We start from the raw sequence: 15,197 nt of genomic DNA on the forward strand, positions 1-15,197 counted from the left end.
AGCAATCCAATACCCTCCCTTAAGATTAAATGAATACATCTATAGTAATAGCTGATGACCACCCGCTAATGTTGCGAGGTTTAACAGATTTTTTAACCTCAAAAGGTTATAACATTCTTGGTAGTGCTGAAGATGGAAATGCCGCATACAATCTTATTGTGAAATTAAAACCACAAATTGCTATTCTTGACATTAGAATGCCTTACAAAACGGGGTTAGAAATTGCTGAGGCTTGTAAAAAGAATGATTTGCCCACTAAAGTGATTCTCATAACCTTTGATAAAGAAGAAGAAGTTTATGATCAAGCTTTAAAGTTTGGCGTTTTTGGATATATATTAAAAGAGTTTGCGATTGAAGAAATTGAAAATTGCATTAATCAGGTTGTTAATGGCAAACCTTATTTTAGTGAAGAAATAGCATCATACTTAAATAATAGTACTTTAGAAAATAAACCTGAAACTTTAGATTTACTTACAAAATCTGAATTAAAAATTGTAAAGTTAATTTCAGAGAATAACACAAGTCAAGATATTGCTAATGCATTATCAATTTCGGTTAGAACCGTTGATAAACATCGTAGTAATATTGTACACAAATTAGGTTTAGACAATAAACCAACATCGCTTTCCATTTGGGCAACATTAAATAAAAAATTTTTTAACTGAGTATAAAATACGTAGAAGTGCGTATTTTATATATCGTTTAAACAACTTATCTTTACAGTGCTATTAATTAGTTCTTAGGGAGAATTATAGAAAGCTCTGAATTGTAATGATTCAGAGCTTTCGCTTTTTATAATCTCTAGTTAAGCATCATCTTCAAAATACGTAGAAGTGCGTATTTTGTATTTATTGAATGTACCTTAAATTTACAGTGCTATTAATTAATTCTTTTGAGAGAGAATTTTTTAAATACTCTGCACTGTAATAGGTGCAGGGTCTTTAAATAAAAACCAATACCCACCCTAACATATTACATACAAATGGAAAAAGACAATAATATTCTTAATAAATATTTTATTATTGGTTTAGTTCTTCTGGTTATAATAGTGATTTCTATAAATGTTATTACTTGTTTTATTTAGTTAGTTTTATCTTGATATTTAAAAAACTTAAAAAGGGTGTTACATATTAATGCAACACCCTTTTTCTATATAAACTTGAAATTAAAACTATAGCTCTAAAGCTTTCTTAATATCGTTATTCATTAATAATTCTATAGGATTCTCTAGCGCTTCTTTAACAGCAACTAAGAACCCAACACTTTCTTTACCATCAATAATTCTATGATCGTAAGATAGCGCAACATACATTATTGGCCTAATTACAACCTGACCATCAATAGCAACAGGACGCTCAACAATGTTGTGCATTCCTAAAATCCCACTTTGTGGTGGGTTAATAATTGGTGTAGATAACATACTACCAAATACACCTCCATTAGTAATTGTAAATGTTCCACCTGTCATTTCATCAACCGTAATTTGACCATCTCTTGCTCTAAGCGCTAAACGTTTTACTTCAGATTCTACGCCTCTAAAGCTCAAGTTTTCGGCATTACGAATTACAGGAACCATTAAACCTTTAGGTCCTGAAACTGCAATACTAATATCACAAAAATCATATGACATCATTTCTTTACCATCCATCATCGAGTTTACCGCAGGATACATTTCTAAAGCTCTAACTACAGCAAGTGTAAAGAAACTCATAAACCCTAAACCAACACCATGTTTAGCTTTAAAGGTTTCTTTATATTCTGTACGTAAAGCAAAAATAGGAGACATATCAACTTCGTTAAACGTTGTTAACATAGCCGTTGTATTTTTAACTTCAACTAAACGCTCTGCTACTTTACGACGCAACATAGACATTTTACTTCTAGATGTGCCGCGAGCACCTCCAGTTGGAGTTCCCATTGAAGGCACAGCATTTACTGCATCCTCTTTAGTTACACGACCCGCTTTTCCTGTTCCAGTAACAGTTGCGGCATCAATGCCTTTCTCAGCTAATACCTTTTTTGCTGCAGGACTTGCTGTACCTGTAGCATATGTTTTAGTTTCCGCAGCTTTAGGCGCTTCGGTCTTTGGAGCTTCAACTTTAGCTTCAGCTTTTGGAGCCTCACCTCCTGCTGGTTTTTCGGCACTTGTATCAATTAAACAAACAACCGCTCCAACCTCAACAGCATCACCTTCTTCAGCTTTAAATGTGATAGTTCCACTAGCTTCAGCAGGTAATTCTAGGGTTGCTTTATCACTATCTACCTCAGCAATAGCTTGATCTTTTTCTACATAATCACCTTCTTCAACTAACCAAGTTGCTATTTCTACTTCTGTAATAGATTCGCCCGGAGAAGGCACTTTCATTTCTAAAATCATTTTTTATAATTTTAATTGTATCTGTATTTTATTCTTTTTCTAAGTTTCCAAAAACGGTATCGATTACGCGACGCTGCCTTCTTTTATCTCTTGTACTTGATCCTGGTGCTGGTACTGAATTGTATGGTCTAGAGGCTACTTCTAGTTTAACTAAATCCATTCTCTGAGCCATATGGGACCAAGCACCCATGTTTTTTGGTTCTTCTTGTGCCCAAACGTAATTTTCTACATTTGAATATTTATCAATAATGCTTTGAATTTTTTCTAAATGAAGTGGAAATAGTTGTTCTATTCTTACAATGGCAATATCGTCTCTATTTAACTCTTCTCTTTCTGCTAATAACTCGTAATAAAATTTACCTGTACAGAACACTAACTTTTTAACGTTTGTTGGCTTTATTGTATCATCTATAACTTCTTCAAAAGTTCCTGATGCTAGTTCGTTTATACTAGATACTGCTTTAGGATGACGCAATAAGCTTTTTGGTGTAAAAACAATTAACGGTTTTCTATAATTACGTTTCATTTGACGACGTAATAAATGAAACATATTTGCAGGTGTTGTACAATCTGCAACAATCATATTATCATTACCACATAATTGTAAATAACGCTCTATTCTTGCAGAAGAGTGTTCTGAACCTTGACCTTCATACCCATGAGGTAATAACACTACTATACCGTTTTGAGCTTTCCATTTATCTTCGGCAGCCGATAAATACTGATCGAAAATAATTTGAGCGCCATTACTAAAATCTCCAAACTGTGCTTCCCAAATGGTTAACGTATTTGGGTTTGCCATAGCATATCCATAATCGAAACCTAATACGCCATATTCAGATAAAAAGGAATTATAAATATACATTTCCCCTTTATTATCTGGATTGGTGTTTAATAGATTAATACGTTCTTCTGATATTTCATCACGTAAAATAGCATGTCTATGACTAAAAGTACCACGCTCTACATCTTGTCCAGAAATTCGAACATCGAAACCTTCTTCAAGCAAACTTCCGTAAGCTAAAGTTTCAGCCATTCCCCAATCTAAAGTATCGGTTTCAAAAACCATTTTTTCTCGACCTTTAAGAATACGTTCGGCTTTTCGTAAAAACTTCACGCCTTCAGGAACTGTGGATACTATTTTAGAAATACTTTCTAATTTATTTTTTTCAAAAGTCGTGTCTTCCGATTTAAGCATAGAATCTAAACCTTGACGATCAAAATCAGTCCAGCGTTCCTGCATAAACTCTCTTACTTTAGAGCTTTTAGCTTCTTTAGATTTAGCATATTCACTTTCTAAAGTATCTTTAAAATCTGCTATAATGCTATCTACATATGCCTGATCAATAGTATTTTCAGCTATTAATTTATCCGCATAAATTTTAAACGGATTAGCCTGTTTTGCAATTGCTTTATATAATTTAGGTTGGGTAAATCTAGGCTCATCACCTTCATTATGACCATATTTCCTGTAACCTAATAAATCGATATACACATCCTTTTTAAATCGCATTCTATATTCCAATGCCATTTCAACGGCATGAACTACAGCTTCAGCATCATCTGCATTTACGTGTAAAACTGGAGATAAAGTTACCTTAGCAACATCTGTACAATATGTACTAGAACGTGCATCTAAATAATTGGTTGTAAATCCTATTTGGTTGTTTACAACAATATGTACCGTTCCTCCTGTTTTGTATCCAGCCAATTGGCTCATTTGTGCAACTTCGTATGCAATACCTTGACCAGCAATAGCTGCATCACCATGAACAACTATAGGTAATATTTTAGAGTCGTCACCGCCATAATCACTATCAATTTTGGCTCTTGTAATGCCTTCTGCAACTGGCGCAACAGTTTCTAAATGCGATGGGTTTGGAACCAAATTCATCTTGATATTTTTACCATTTTGGTAAGTTTTATCAAGCGTTAAACCTAAATGGTATTTTACATCACCATCAATATTTTCATCTTCAAAATCTTTACCGTCAAACTCGCTAAATAGCTCATTTACGGGTTTTCTAAAAATATTTATAAGTGTGCTTAAACGCCCACGGTGTGCCATACCTAAAACACACTCTTTAACGCCATGTTTTTCAACAGCATAAAAAAGCACATTACTTATTGCTGGAATTAAAGACTCTCCTCCCTCTAAAGAGAAACGTTTTTGCCCAACATATTTTGTTTGTAAAAAATTCTCGAAAGTAACCGCTTGGTTTAACTTTGAAAGTATATATTTTTTAGTATCGGCCGAAAAATTTGGCTGATTATCATTTCTATTTAATTGCTCTTGCCACCATGCAATTACCTCTGGGTTTCGCAAATACATATATTCTATCCCAATAGAATCACAATATATATTTTCTAGGTGAACAATAATATCACGGAGTGATTTTGTTCCAATACCTAAAATTTCTCCAGCACTAAAAACAGTATCTAAATCGTTTGTGGTAAGTCCGAAGTTTTCGATATCTAACGTTGGGGAATACGTTCTACGAGCACGAACTGGATTTGTTTTGGTAAACAAATGCCCTCTCATTCTGTAACCATCAATAAGTTTTACAACTTGAAATTCCTTTTGTACCTTTTCTGGGATTTGAGCAGAAACCCCCTCAACAATTTCGCCATCTAATCCATAATCGTCATTTCCAAAATCGTAACCTTGAAAAAAGGCTCTCCAACTTGGTTCTACAGAATCTGGACTCTGTTGATATTGCTCGTATAAATCAGCGAAATATGCTGTATGTGCTGCGTTTAAAAATGAAAATTTATCCATTACTTTTATTACACTATATCGATTTAGTAAAATATTTGCCAAAAATACAACTTTTACTAAAATTAGATGTTTCTTTGGCTATATTTATAACAAATAATATTCCTTTAACGAATATGATTAATTTCTTGTTAATTTATTAATTAATTCTCATGCAAATGAATTCATTACTTTCAATTACTAAAAAAAAAATTCTTTTTATCATTATGCTTACTTTGTGCTTTCAAAACATAAATGCACAAGACTCCAATAGTGATTTCTGGAACCATGTACGTTTTGGCGGCGGATTAGGTTTAAACTTTGGAGATGGTTTTTTTAGCGCTACTGTTGCGCCTAGTGGCATTTATCAATTTAACAAAGACTTCGCTTTTGGTTTAGGTTTAAACGCCACCTTTAACAATCAAAAGAACGCTTATAAATCTACTATTTTAGGAGGTAGCTTAATAGGGCTTTTTAATCCAATTCCAAGCATACAACTTTCATCAGAATTTGAGCAGCTTAATGTTAATAGACGCTACAACACCAATTTAAATCTTTCAAACGATAATTATTGGATACCTGCTTTGTATTTTGGAGCTGGTTACCGAAGTGGCAATGTTACTTTTGGAATTAGATATGATGTTTTATATGATGATGAAAAAAGTATTTATGCAGATCCGTGGGCACCTTTTGTTAGGTTTTATTTCTAACAATCTATTTATAAGTTTAAGATCTATTTTTGATTTTAATTTGAATATTAAATCAATTGCAAGCCAGTTTTGAAAGCATGCTTTGATGAGTTTAAAAGCATTGCAAACAAAAAAAATGTTTTGCCTTAGATATGATTTTTATCATATTATAATTTTCCCTAACATCATACTTTTATTTTTTTAATAAATCATGGGCATGAAAACAACACTTAAAATCCTATTAACATTATTAATAGCTCTGTTTATAAGCTGCGGCGGTAAAGAAGAAAAAAAGAAAGCAGGATTTTCTTATGAGAAAAAGGAAAAATCTGAAACAAAGGCACCAGAAGCAGAAAAAACTCCAGCATCCAAAAAAATAGATTTAACTAACAAAGGTATTGGCCCCATTAAATCGCTAACGTTAAATGCGACTATAGACCAAAAAATGGTTGCTCATGGCGCAGATGTTTATAAAAAAATGTGTACTGCATGCCATAGAGTAGACAAAAAATTTATTGGTCCTGCTCCAACAGGCATTTTAGAAAGAAGAACACCTGAATGGGTAATGAACATGATTCTAAATCCAGAACAAATGGTAAAAGAAGATCCATTAGCTAAAGAATTATTAATGGAATTTAATGGTGCACCAATGGCAAATCAAAATTTATCAGAAGAAGATTCTAGAGCTATATTAGAATATTTTAGAACGTTAAAATAAGGACAATCTTGGATTGATTATTTGGTTTATTACACTACCTTTTTGGATGATTTAACCAGTATTGTAGTATTGTAAATAAATAAATCGAAGAATGAAGATTTTCAAGAATACTTATTTCTAAACCACACTTTTTGCCACTCGCGTTTTAAAATTAAAAAAGCAACATCTTCTGACAGTTTCAGAGTATCATCGCCATTTAAAGCTTTCACTTGTTTTTCAGAAACATCTATAATATAAAGTAGATTTAAATATTCTGAAAATTTTTCTTGTATCAACTTATAAACCGTTTCATGTAACATAAGTTTTAAACTTGTGGGTAAAACCTCTTCATGAAAATCTAAATCGACATTAGCCAAAAGAAAATCTTTATTGAGTTGCTGAATTAATTTTTTATACAAATCTAACTGATTGGCGGCTTCAATTAAATTTTCAAAAGTATCTGGTAAGTTCATTAAACCGTTCTATTCATTAAGTTTTCACCAAATGTTTTTAATATATCTTTTTTATCTTCTGAAATATTTAAATCATTTAAAACAGCAAATGCTTTATTAGTATACTCTTTTATAGCTTCTTTTGTGGCTTCGGCAGAACCAGACGTGGTAAAAAACTGCTTAGCAATTTCAATTTTAGTATCTATGTTTTCAGGATTTGAGGCAAATAATTGACTTAATTCAACTTGATCTTTTTCATTAGAAAACTCTAAGGCTTTCAAGTATAAATACGTTTTCTTATTCTCTATAATATCACCTCCAACTTGTTTTCCAAAAGTTTTAGGATCACCAAAGGCATCTAAGTAATCATCTTGCAATTGGAAAGCAATTCCCAAATGTCTTCCAAATTCATAGATACTATTTTGGTCAGCCTCTGAGGCATTTGCCACAATAGCACCCATTTTCATAGCGGCTCCAACTAAAACGGCTGTTTTATACTCAATCATCTTTAAATACTCAGGTATAGTAACGTCATTTCTAGTTTCAAAATCAACATCATATTGTTGGCCCTCACAAACCTCTAAAGCTGTTTTACTAAATAATTTTGCTAAGGCTTGAAATGTGCTAGGCTCATAATTCTCAAAAAGTTGATACGCCATAATTAACATCGCATCACCAGAAAGGATTCCTGTATTTATATCCCATTTTTCATGCACAGTTTGTTCACCTCTGCGCAAGGGTGCATCATCCATAATATCGTCATGTACTAAAGAGAAATTATGAAACACTTCAATACTTAAAGCCGCATTCAATGCTTCTTTATAGTTACTATTAAAAATATCGGCCGTCATTAAGGTTAAAACAGGACGTAATCGTTTTCCTCCCAATCCTAATATATAGTCAATGGGTTCATAAAGATTTCTAGGTTCATTAACCGTTGAATAATCTTTTAGATAATTAATAAACTCTTCTTGGTATTTTTCTATTGAAAGCATCGAACAAAAATAGCGTAATTCATTATAAAATAAAGATTTTTTTCATGAACAATCCTCAAATTGGAGCCATATAGGTGTTTTAGCTTGTATCATTTTGTACTTAAACTTCAAAAATTAAAATTCTTTATTTAGGTTCCCAACGTCTCGAGAATGACAATTTCAACGGAAACCTCAACGAAAAACGTTGAGGAATTGTTTTCGATTAAAAACTTCAATGTAAAGGATGTGTTAAAAAATTATTAAAACTCAGGAAACTTTTTTGGTTTTCAAAGTTTCCGTTACTATATTTGCGCCAAATTATGAGAGAAAAAATTACACATAAAGCAGCAGAAATGTTTTTAACACTAGGTTTTAAAAGTGTTACAATGGATGATATAGCGCATGAATTAGGCATATCTAAAAAAACCATTTATGTACATTTTAAAAATAAAATAAAACTTGTTGAAGCAGTAACTTTTGAGGTTTTTGAAAGTATTAGCGAAGGTATTGATGGTATATGCAACACTTCTTTAAACCCCATTGAAGAACTGTATGACATAAAAATGTTTGTAATGCAGCATTTAAAAGGTGAAAAAACATCACCTCAATATCAACTTAAAAAATACTACCCTAAAATATACGACGTACTAAAATTTAAACAATTTGAAAAAATGCAAGACTGTGTTAAAAAAAGTTTACAGAAAGGTATTGACACAGGATTATTTAGATCAAACATAGACGTGGAGTTTATTTCTAGAATGTATTTTAATGGTATGACGGGAATTAAGGATGAACGCTTATTTCCTCACGAAATGTTTACCATAAACTACTTAATGGAAAGTTATTTAGAATATCACTTAAGAGCCATTGTAACAGAAAATGGCATTCAAATATTAAATAAATTTATAACATCAAATCAATCATAAAATGAAGAACAAACTATTATTATTTTTTAGTTTACTAAGTTCTATTATCATGTTTTCGCAAGAAAATAATCAAAGTTTTACGCTGCAAGAAGCTATAGACTATGCTTTAGAACACAATAGAACTGCAAAAAATGCTTCTCTTGATATTGACGCCGCAAAAAAACAAAAATGGGAAACTACAGCAACTGGATTACCTCAAATTTCGGCCGAAGTTGGTTATCAAAATTTCTTAAAACAACAAGTATCGCTAATACCCGCTGAGTTTTTTGGAGGAAATCCTGGTGAATATGCAGAAGTTATTTTTAGCACCAAGCAAAGCATGACTGCAACAGCAACTTTAACTCAAAAACTTTTTGATGGCTCTTACCTTGTAGGTTTACAATCGGCTAAAGTATTTTTAGAGATTTCGAAAAACGCCAAAGAAAAAACCGATTTGGAAGTACGTAAAGCTGTTATTAACGCCTATGGAAATGTTTTACTGGCAGAAGAAAGCGCCACTATTTTAAATAAAAATGTAGAAACTTTAGAGAAAAACCTTTTTGAAATAAACAAAATTTACGAAAATGGTTTAGAGGAAGAAGAAAGTGTTGAACAACTTAAAATAACATTATCGGGTGTAAAAAGTAATCTTAATAATGTAATTAGATTGAAAAACTTAGCGTATCAAATGCTAAATATTACACTTGGTTTAGATATAAATAACTCAACTGTGTTAGAAGACAATTTATTGGTTTTAACTAGCCAAAATATGGATTTGGGCTTACTTGAAACTAATGCCGACGTTGAAAACACCATCGATTTTAAAATAGCAGAAAACGATAAAACATCTAAAGAACTCCTTTTAAAACTAGAAAAAAGTAAGGCTTTACCAACTTTAAATACATTTATAAATGGCGGTTACACGGGTTATGGCGACGATTTTAATTTCGCGAATAAAGACCAAAAATGGTTTGGCTCCTCCCTATTAGGAGTTAATTTAAACATTCCTATTTTTAGTTCGCTTGGTAGAAGCGCAGCAACACAACGAGCTAAAATTAATCTAGAAAAGGCTAAACATGATTTAATTGAAACCGAACAAAAATTAAAACTACAAATTGCCTCTGCAAAAAGCGATTACCAATTTGCTATAGAAGATTATACAAATAAAAAGGAAAATCTAAACCTTGCTGAACGTATTGAAAAGAAAAACCAAACCAAGTTTTTTGAAGGTATTGCATCAAGTTTCGATTTAAGACAAGCACAAACACAACTGTATGCTGCACAGCAAGAATTTTTACAAGCTATGCTCGATGTTATTAATAAAAAAGCAGAACTAGAAACCGTATTAAACACCATAAACAACTAAAATCAATCAAAATGAAAAACATATATTCAATCATATTAATAATTATTCTTTTTACGTCTTGCGGAGGGGGAAAGAACAAATCTGTTGATGATATCATTGCCACAAACGATTTAGAAATTATCAGGCAAAAGAAAACAGAATTAGATGCTTCGGCACAAGAAATTTCAACACAGTTAAAACAATTAGAAAAAAAAATTAAAGAACTAGACCCTCAAGAAAAGGTACCTTTAATTACGACTTTTGCTGCTAAAGAAGCGATTTTTAATCACTTTGTAGAACTACAAGGAAACGTAAACACCAAACAAAATTTAGTAATATACCCAGAGTTTTCTGGAGTATTATCTAAAGTTTATGTTAAAGAAGGACAGAGCGTTAGTAAAGGACAAATTTTAGCTAAAATTGATGATGGTGGTTTAAGTCAACAATTATCACAATTAAAAATTCAATCGGATTTAGCAAAAACCACTTTCGAGCGTCAAGAACGTTTATGGAACCAAAAAATAGGTAGTGAAATTCAATATCTTCAAGCAAAAGCAACTTATGAAGGTCAACTAGAAGCAACTAAACAACTTGAACAGCAAGTTGGAAAAACAGTTGTACGCGCACCTTTTTCTGGTACAATCGACGATGTTATTACAGATCAGGGAAGTGTTGTAGCACCGGGCCAATCACAGTTATTTAGAATAGTAAATCTTGATGATATGTATATTGAAACCGATGTCCCAGAACGTTATGTTTCAGAAATAATTAAAGGAAAAAATGTAAAAGTTAACTTTCCTGTTTTAGGAAAAGATATTGATGCAAAAGTGCGTCAAGCGGGCAATTTTATCAATCCTGCAAATCGAACATTCAAAGTTGAAATTGCTATTCCAAATAAAGATATTGCTATAAAACCTAACCTAACGGCTAAGCTTAAAATTAACGATTACACCAACCAAAATGCCATATTAATTCCTCAAAGTATTATATCAGAAAATGCAGAAGGACAACAATATGTTTACACGATAATTGATAAAGTTGATAGCAAAGCCACAGTAAAACGCGAGTTTATTGAAACAGGAAAAACTCAAGGCAACTTTATTGAAGTGCTTTCTGGAATTAAAAACAATGAAGAAATTATTGATGAAGGGGCTCGTAGTGTAAAAGATGGTCAGGAAGTGAAGATTCTTGTTTTAGAAGAATAAAACTAACCTCAAAGACAAAACCAATGACAAAAGATAAAAAGAAAAAATCTGTAGATAAAGAATTTGTATTCTCATCGTGGGCCATTAACAACAAAACAACCATGTATGTATTGATTGCTTTAATTCTATTCTTAGGCGCAGGCGCTTATTTTAGTATGCCTAGGGAAAGCTTTCCAGAAATTAAAGAAACCAAAATTTACATAAGCTCAATTTACCCTGGAAATACTGCAGAAGATATTGAAAAACTTATTACAGACCCCATAGAAGATAAGCTTAAAACGGTTAGTAATGTGGTAGAAATTACATCAACATCTCAAGAAGATTACTCGATTGTAATTGTTGAGTTTGATGAAAATATTTCGGTCGATGATGCGTTGCAAAAAGTAAAAGACGAAGTAGATTCTGAAACTTCGGGAGAAGATTGGCCAACATTTAATGGGGCTAAAGTAGAACCTAATGTGTTCGACCTGAGTATGTCTGAAGAAATACCAATTCTTAATATTAATATTTCTGGAGATTACCCGATAGATAAACTTAAAGAATATGGCGAATATTTAGAAGATGAAATTGAAGGCCTTCAAGAAATAAAACAAGTTGATATTCGTGGTGCTCAAGAAAAAGAAGTTGAAGTTGCTGTAGATATTTATAAAATGATGGCTGCTCAAGTTAGTTTTAATGATATTATTAATACTATTAATAATGAAAACATGACCATGTCTGCAGGTAATTTAATTACTAGTGGGCAGCGCAGAACTATTAGAATTATAGGCGAAATTGAAGACCCTAAGGAATTAGAAGATTTTGTGGTTAAGTCTGAAAACAACAATGCTATCTATTTAAAAGATGTTGCTAAAGTCACTTTTAAAGACGAAGATAAAACTACTTATGCTAGAGAATTTGGTGAACCTGTGGTTATGCTTGATGTTAAAAAGCGTGCAGGAAAAAATATGGTTGCTGCTGCAGAACAAATTCAAGATATTGTTAAAGAAGCCATAGAAAACAAATTTCCACCAGATTTAAAAGTAACAATTGCCAACGATCAATCATCAAAAACAATTGGTCAAGTAGACGATTTAGTAAACAACATCATATTCGGTATCATTCTAGTTGTAACTGTTTTAATGTTCTTCTTAGGATTTAAAAATGCGCTGTTTGTTGGGTTTGCTATTCCTATGTCTATGTTTATGTCATTAATGATATTAAATTATTTGGGCTATACGATGAACACCATGATACTCTTCGGATTAATTATGGGACTTGGAATGCTTGTAGATAACGGTATTGTTGTTGTAGAAAATGTATACCGATTAATGGCCGAAGAAGGCATGAGCAGAGTTGAAGCTGCAAAAAAAGGTATTGGTGAAATTGCATTTCCTATTATTATATCTACCGCAACAACAGTTGCTGCATTTATTCCATTAGGCTTATGGCCTGGTGTTATGGGTCAGTTTATGATTTACTTCCCCATTACTTTATCTGTTGTTTTGGGGTCATCATTATTTGTTGCAATTTTCTTTAACTCCGTTTTAGTCTCTCAATACATGACTATTGAAGATCAAGAGATGCCTTATAAAAACATCATTAAACTTTCAATTATTATTGGAGGAACAGGGTTATTAATTTTAATTTTTGGTGGAAGTATTCGCGGGTTAGGTAGTGTTATGATTTTTTCAATCATCTTATTATGGGCATATCGCTTATTCCTTAGAAATTGGGCAAACGGATTTCAAAATAAAATTTTACCAATCTGGGAGCGCATTTATGAAAAATCACTTCGATTTGCTTTAAGCGGTAAAAAACCAGCCTTAATAACGCTTGGAACCTTTGTTCTGCTAATAATCGCTTTTATGGGGTTTGGAGCGTCTGTAGCAAGCCAGCGTACAAAAGTGGAATTCTTTCCAGACAATACGCCAAATCAAATTATAGTATATATAGAATATCCTGAAGGCACCGATATTAAAAAAACAAATGCCATTACAAAAGATATTGAGCAACGTGTTTATAAAATAATTAATGATGAAAGTTATATAGACGGTGATTTCAATTTTTTAACAGAAAGTGCTGTTTCTCAGGTTGGCGAAGGTGCAGGAAACCCACAAACTGATGGAGGTTCTGCCGCTGAAATGCCTCACCGAGGAAAAATTACAGCCACCATGCGTGAGTATAAATTTAGAAAAGGCGCAGATAGTCAAGAACTTCTTAAAAAGGTTCAAGAAGATTTAAAAGGCATCTACCCAGGTGTTGCTATTTCTGTTGAAAAAGATGTGGCTGGGCCACCTGCTGGTTATCCAATTAATGTTGAATTAGAAGGTGAAGATTACTCTGAATTAATTGCAACTGCCGAAAAAATGCGTGATTTTATCAACTCTAAAAACATTCAAGGTATTGATGAATTAAAAATAGATGTTAATAAATCAAAACCATCCATGCAAGTGCTTGTAGACAGAAAAAAGGCTGGCGAATTAGGTGTGTCCTCTGGTCAAGTTGGACAGCAACTTCGTAACTCTATTTTTGGTGCAAAAGCTGGTGTTTACAAAGAAGATGGTGAAGATTATGATATTTATGTGCGTTTTAATGAAGAAAACAGATATAATACGAGTGCTATTTTTAATCAGAAAATAACATTTAGAGATATGGCTTCGGGGCAAATAAAAGAAATCCCTGTTTCAACAGTTGCCAAACAATCTAATAGTTCTGGTTTTAGCGCAATAAAACACAAAGATGTAAAACGCGTAGTTACTTTGTATTCTGCTTTAGCTCCTGGATTTACAGATGCTGGTGCCATTGTTTCAAAAATTCAAAATGAAATGCAAGGCTTTACTGAAAAACCTGATGGTGTAAAAATTGACTATACAGGTCAAATTGAAGAGCAAAACAAACAAATGGCATTCCTTATGGGGGCATTTTTTACTGGTTTAGGTTTAATTTTCTTCATTTTAATATTTCAGTTTAACTCGGTATCAAATCCAGGAATTATTATGCTGGCCATTTTCTTGAGTTTAATTGGTGTATTTGGAGGTATTGTTGCAACGGGTAGTTCGTTCGTTATTATGATGACCATGATGGGGATTATATCTCTAGCAGGTATTGTTGTAAATAATGGCGTGGTTCTTTTAGATTACACACAACTATTAATTGATAGACAAAAAGTTAAAAACAATTTAGAAGACGACCAATATATAGTTCACGACCAACTAATTGAAGTGATTGTAAAAGGTGGTAAAGCACGTTTACGTCCTGTATTATTAACGGCAATTACTACTATTTTAGGGCTAATTCCGTTAGCAACTGGATTAAACATCAACTTTTTTACTTTATTTAGCGAGTTCGATGCGAACATTTATATGGGTGGTGATAATGTTATTTTCTGGGGACCACTTGCCTGGACTGTTATTTACGGACTTTTTGTGGCAACATTTTTAACACTTATAGTTGTCCCAATTTTATTTTATCTTGTCACGAAATTTAAAATGTGGTTATATAAAGATCGTGTTTCAAATCAAGACCAATTAATTTCTCAAGAAAATTTTAATTTAGACAAACGTATAGATTAATTTAAAATATTTGCCTTGACATAAATCAAGGTGTCAATTTGGAAATTGCCATGTGCTCTTTAGAGTAACATGACAATACAATTTAAAACAACCAGATATTGGTTGTTTTAAAAAGATCCTTTTTGTTCTTAGATCAGGAGGATTAGTTAATAGCGAAGAAAAGCCCCAACAGTTGTTGGGGCTTTTTGATTATTAAAGCATTTAACAATTGAAATTAGTGGCATTAATTGTAGAAGTTATGTAA

At 32.4% G+C, this 15,197-nt stretch carries 11 protein-coding genes; 7 read left to right on the forward strand and 4 right to left on the reverse strand.

The window, feature by feature from the left end:
* Positions 1-29: 29 nt before the first annotated feature.
* On the forward strand, positions 30-665 hold the full coding sequence (locus SJY43_RS02885) for a response regulator (protein WP_396602343.1): 636 nt from the start codon (positions 30-32) through the stop codon (positions 663-665).
* Between the two features lie 506 nt (positions 666-1,171).
* Here SJY43_RS02885 and odhB read toward each other — a convergent pair.
* Together odhB and SJY43_RS02895 are read right to left on the reverse strand one after the other, a co-directional pair.
* Entirely contained in the window at positions 1,172-2,377 is a 1,206-nt protein-coding gene (gene odhB / locus SJY43_RS02890; RefSeq protein ID WP_396602344.1) for a 2-oxoglutarate dehydrogenase complex dihydrolipoyllysine-residue succinyltransferase, read from the reverse strand.
* A gap of 28 nt (positions 2,378-2,405) precedes the next feature.
* Positions 2,406-5,156 carry a 2-oxoglutarate dehydrogenase E1 component gene (locus SJY43_RS02895; RefSeq protein WP_396602345.1) on the reverse strand — a complete coding sequence of 917 codons (2,751 nt, stop codon included), beginning with the start codon at positions 5,154-5,156 and terminating at the stop codon, positions 2,406-2,408.
* Between the two features lie 155 nt (positions 5,157-5,311).
* Between SJY43_RS02895 and SJY43_RS02900 the strand changes: the two genes are divergently transcribed.
* Both SJY43_RS02900 and SJY43_RS02905 read left to right on the forward strand, forming a co-directional pair.
* Positions 5,312-5,842, forward strand: coding sequence for an alpha-ketoglutarate decarboxylase (locus SJY43_RS02900; RefSeq protein ID WP_396602346.1), 531 nt, complete (start codon positions 5,312-5,314; stop codon positions 5,840-5,842).
* A 196-nt stretch (positions 5,843-6,038) separates the two neighbouring features.
* Positions 6,039-6,539 carry a c-type cytochrome gene (locus SJY43_RS02905; RefSeq protein WP_396602347.1) on the forward strand — a complete coding sequence of 167 codons (501 nt, stop codon included), beginning with the start codon at positions 6,039-6,041 and terminating at the stop codon, positions 6,537-6,539.
* A gap of 101 nt (positions 6,540-6,640) precedes the next feature.
* Here the strand turns inward: SJY43_RS02905 and SJY43_RS02910 are convergent, their stop codons facing one another.
* Together SJY43_RS02910 and SJY43_RS02915 are read right to left on the reverse strand one after the other, a co-directional pair.
* Positions 6,641-6,991 (reverse strand): hypothetical protein, encoded by a 351-nt coding sequence (locus SJY43_RS02910; protein WP_396602348.1) that lies wholly within the window; start codon positions 6,989-6,991, stop codon positions 6,641-6,643.
* Positions 6,991-7,965, reverse strand: a complete 975-nt coding sequence (locus tag SJY43_RS02915) for a polyprenyl synthetase family protein (protein WP_396602349.1) — start codon at positions 7,963-7,965, stop codon at positions 6,991-6,993. Before SJY43_RS02915 ends, SJY43_RS02910 begins: the two co-directional genes overlap by 1 nt.
* A gap of 299 nt (positions 7,966-8,264) precedes the next feature.
* Here SJY43_RS02915 and SJY43_RS02920 point away from each other — a divergent pair, with 299 nt between their 5' ends.
* From SJY43_RS02920 to SJY43_RS02935, 4 genes are read left to right on the forward strand one after another with little or no spacing between them, the layout of a single operon-like run.
* Complete coding sequence (locus SJY43_RS02920) at positions 8,265-8,870, forward strand: TetR/AcrR family transcriptional regulator (protein ID WP_396602350.1); 606 nt, start codon at positions 8,265-8,267, stop codon at positions 8,868-8,870.
* Position 8,871: 1 nt separating this feature from the next.
* Positions 8,872-10,215, forward strand: coding sequence for a TolC family protein (locus SJY43_RS02925; protein WP_396602351.1), 1,344 nt, complete (start codon positions 8,872-8,874; stop codon positions 10,213-10,215).
* An 11-nt stretch (positions 10,216-10,226) separates the two neighbouring features.
* Complete coding sequence (locus SJY43_RS02930; protein WP_396602352.1) at positions 10,227-11,399, forward strand: efflux RND transporter periplasmic adaptor subunit; 1,173 nt, start codon at positions 10,227-10,229, stop codon at positions 11,397-11,399.
* A 23-nt stretch (positions 11,400-11,422) separates the two neighbouring features.
* Positions 11,423-14,953 carry an efflux RND transporter permease subunit gene (locus SJY43_RS02935; RefSeq protein WP_396602353.1) on the forward strand — a complete coding sequence of 1,177 codons (3,531 nt, stop codon included), beginning with the start codon at positions 11,423-11,425 and terminating at the stop codon, positions 14,951-14,953.
* Positions 14,954-15,197 lie beyond the last annotated feature (244 nt).

Origin of the sequence: Algibacter sp. R77976, assembly GCF_044594645.1 — a bacterium.
GTDB lineage: Bacteria > Bacteroidota > Bacteroidia > Flavobacteriales > Flavobacteriaceae > Algibacter_B.